This window comes from Paenibacillus sp. 1_12 (genome assembly GCF_900114475.1).
Classification (GTDB): Bacteria; Bacillota; Bacilli; order Paenibacillales; family NBRC-103111; genus Paenibacillus_S.
In genome coordinates this window covers 1-1,208 of record NZ_FOTE01000070.1, presented here as the reverse complement: position 1 = coordinate 1,208, position 1,208 = coordinate 1, and the positions used below count along the sequence as shown (strand labels likewise).

The following is a 1,208-nucleotide window of genomic DNA, read 5'->3' as shown; positions in this document are numbered from 1 at the left end:
GAAATCAGTAAACGCCTTAAACCCATATGACTCAATTTAACCAGCTATATCCCAAACTTACATCAAGGCGTTACTTCGTTAAACTGCCCGTTAGGTGAGCGAAAGGCTTCCTTTTGTGCCGGCAGCCTCCCATTGGTGTTTATTGAACAAACGTTATCCGTTAGGTCAATCGTCAATTCCATAAATACTATGTCATTTCGCATAACTGAACAAATTTTAAAGAATAAGGGATCCTCTGACTGCCGCTACAGCCGGAGAATCCCTATTAAAGTAACGTGCCCTTTAGGCCGCTGGGTCAACCGCACAACTAAGCTGGAACGTAGGTCAACCTGATCACCTTCTCGCCAATTCGATCGCTTGCCACGAAGCGCAGCGGCGGCCGCGGACCGGCGAAGAACGGCTTGCCGTGACCCAGCACAACTGGATGGAGATAGAGTCGATACTCATCAACGAGACCGAGCTCCGTTAGACTGTGGGCCAACTCCGGCCCGGCAACTTCAATCTCCCCTTCATGCTGAGCCTTCAGCCCACGTATGGCCGCTGCGAGGTCGCCCTCGATCAGAGAAGCGTTCGGACCGACGGATTTTAACGTCCTCGACACCACCCACTTCGGTTTGCTTTGCCACGCCGCTGCGTATTCCCGTTCCGGCGCATCCCATTCAAAATGATCTCCGTCCCAATACCGCATGGTCTCGTACATGCGGCGCCCGTACAGGCTGCCCGCCAGGCCGCGCACGTCGTCGATGAAATGACGGAATAGCACGGGGTCGGGCTGAAATGCCGTGTGGTCGTGGTCGACGAATCCGTCCAGAGACTGGTTCAATGCGAAAACGATCTTTGCCATGCGACTGACTCTCCTCCCTGGTTTTCTCGCACATTCATCATCAAGATTACACGTTCCATATGCAGCCTCCTTTATGTCTACATTTTATCATCCAACAGCATGTCCGGTTTCTCATGGATTGCTAATGTGCACAGTCCTGGCCTGACCGAATACAAATTTAATTTAACGAAGGATGGTAAATTAAACAATTCTCCCTCTGAATCACTTTTCTCTTAAATGCTCATGTTTTCTTAGAATTTGAATGTTTTACTTATTTAACAGATCACTTTTTCATGAAAACAAATTAAAGATGAAGATAAATATAGGGCTGCAAAAAGCGCAAAATATCTCCACCTAGACCACTTCTCTGTAAAAAATGGTTTCT

The 1,208-nt window shown here is 48.3% G+C and carries 1 protein-coding gene; it reads right to left on the bottom strand.

The annotated features are described in order from the left end of the window. Nucleotides 1-307: 307 nt before the first annotated feature. Complete coding sequence (locus BM210_RS34175; RefSeq protein ID WP_091177113.1) at nucleotides 308-844, bottom strand: dihydrofolate reductase family protein; 537 nt, start codon at nucleotides 842-844, stop codon at nucleotides 308-310. Nucleotides 845-1,208: the final 364 nt, after the last annotated feature.